The 2536-nt window shown below is 66.0% G+C and carries 2 protein-coding genes; both read right to left on the reverse strand.

The features are described 5' to 3' along the window. Window positions 1-1046 (reverse strand): sugar transferase (locus Q0R23_RS03320; protein WP_293910344.1); only part of this gene is annotated, 1046 nt, incomplete at its 3' end. Between the two features lie 2 nt (window positions 1047-1048). Continuing rightward, window positions 1049-2536 (reverse strand): polysaccharide biosynthesis tyrosine autokinase (locus tag Q0R23_RS03325; RefSeq protein WP_293910346.1); only part of this gene is annotated, 1488 nt, incomplete at its 5' end.

The following is a 2536-nucleotide window of genomic DNA, read 5'->3' on the forward strand; positions in this document are numbered from 1 at the left end:
CTGAGCTTGGCTTCGGCGTCGCGGTGCATACTGCGAAACTTGAAGCAGTCGAACAGCTTGCCGTCGCGGCCCAGGCGCCGGGCACGGTACACCGCCGGGCCAGGGCTGTCGAGCTTGATGGCTATGGCGATCAGCAGCAGAATCGGTGAAATGGCCAGAGTGCCGATCACTGAGCCCAGCAGATCGATGGTGCGCTTGATCGCCCTCGCCCGGCGGCTGCGCAAGTTGTTCCGAATTTCCAGACTCGCCAACGTCCCGATGTTGTGCGGCTGGAGCGCCTGATTCGGCACGCCGAACAGATCGGGAATCACCCAGGTGACCGGAAATGCGGCATACACGCTGTTGACCAGTTTCTGCTGCACCTCGGCGCGGGCGCTGGGAATCGAGATAAGGGCCTGCTCGGTCAGCGGATCGGTCAGCGCGTGTTCAATAGAGCCGTGCACCGGAACACCGTGAATCGAATGGCCGTGCAGGGCTTCATTGTCGTCGTAAGCCGCCACCGGGTTCAAACCGTAAGCCGGATGAGCGTGGAGGTAAGCAATCGTCTGGCTGGCGGTCTGCCCGGCCCCGATCACGCTGATGGGCCGCCCGAAGGTGCCCGCCCGGATCAGCAGCGCCCGCACGCCGTAACGAACTGGCAACCCGACCAGCAAGATCACCAGCCAGGAGAGCATCACGCTACCGACGCTCAGGCCCAGGCGTCCCAGGGCCAGCGCCGCCGCCAGTTGCACCAGCACGACCTGCACGGTGCTGACCGTATGCAGCCGGAGTTCGGTCTGGGGCGACTTGCCGTAACCGGGATACAGTCCCTGATAAAAGCGCCACAACACCCACAGCGTGAGCCAGATCAGCGTGGTCTCCAGCCGCAGGCGCGGCATCCCCACGCCGAACATACCGAGCATCAGGGTCGGCAGGGCGAAGCCGATCAGCCCGCTCAGGGCGTCGCTGAACACCAGCACCAGCCCCTGCGAAAGCCCCCGGCGAGCCAGCGGCACACTCCGGCTGCTGTTGCGCACAGCGGGGGCAATCGGCGTGTGCAGACCCATATTCAGCGCTCCTCTGGCGTGCGGGTGTTGTAGGCGTAATTCTGGTAGTTGCCTTCACGGCCTGAGAGCGACACCTTGTTGAGGACAAATCCCATCAGCGGCACTCTGGCCTCCTTGGCGCGGCGCATCACCTGTTTGACCGCTTGCAATGTGGTCTGACCTGCTTCGGTCACCAGGATAACGCCGTCGACGTGGCGACCGATCACCAGACCATCAGCAATCGCTAACAAAGGGGCGCTGTCGACCAGGACCATGCTGTAGCCCTGGCCCCAACGGTCGAAGATGGCGCCCAGGTCCGAGCGGTTGAGCGTCGTCAGGCTGTCGTGCAGGCCGGGACCGGCGGGCAGCAGGTCCACGTTCGGCTCGACCTCGATGACCTGTACGTTGGCCGGGTCGCGCAGGGCGTCTTGCAGGTGGCGGGCACCCCCGGTCCCGACGAGCTGCTGCCATTCGTGCTGGCGCTCGTATTTGTCCCAGACTTCCTGCTGGGTGCCGCGCCGCAGGTCGGCGTCGATAATCAGCACCCGCTGGCCCGACACCGCCATGCCGTCGGCCAGGGTGGCGGTCAGGCTGCTCTTGCCCTCACCGGGCGCCGTCGAGGAAATCATGATGCGGCGGGCGGCCTGGGGCTGTTCCCCGCTGTGCCGATCCACATTGGCCAGCAAGTTGACGCGCAAAAAGCCGATGGCCTCGTAGAGCCCCGCCTGCCTGGCCGCCCGCACGATACCGAGCATTACGATGTCGCGCCGCCGCAGACGCGGGATGATGCCCAGCGTCGGCAGGCCGAAGGTGAGCAGGTCTTCCTCGCTGCGCACGGTGCGGTCACTGATGGTCAGCAGCGCCGCGATACCCAGACCCAGCAGCACAGTCAGCAGACCCGCCAACGCGGCGTTGCGGGTCGGTTTGGGGGCGATGGGAGCCAGGGGCTGCACGGCGGGCGAGACCAGCGACAGCGAACCGGTGATCGCCTGGGACTGAATGCTCGTCGAGGCCAGATTGCGCTGCGTTAAGGCGCGGGTCGAGAGCAGCGTCTCGCGCTCCAAGGCGGGCAGGTTGGGCTGGTCGATCTGACGGGTGATCTCTTCGAGCTGAGCCCGCTGCACCCGTAAGGCCCGCTGCACCGATTGCAGCGCCCGGTTTTCGTCCCATCTGAGCAGCGAGCGTACCGTCAGGTTGGTCAGCACCTGAGCCGCCTGGGCCGAGGGCGCCCGCGAGGAGACGGTGTAGACGCCGTTGCCGCTCGGATCGAGCTGGGAGGAGAGCGTCACGGTGGAGACCCGGCTGCTCTGCAATTCACGCTGCAAATCACGCATCAGCTTGGTTTTGACGCGGGCCGCAAGCGCACTGGTCTTGACCGCGCCGATCACGTCACCGATGACCGTCGAGCCCTGAAGCGCTTCCTGAAGAGCGCCGATGGGCAGCGCCGAGGCGGGCACGAGCGTCGCGCCGACAACCCCTTCGGCGGGCCGCACGGTAATCACGCTGGAGGC

The organism is Deinococcus sp. (genome assembly GCF_025362455.1).
Taxonomy (GTDB): domain Bacteria; phylum Deinococcota; class Deinococci; order Deinococcales; family Deinococcaceae; genus Deinococcus.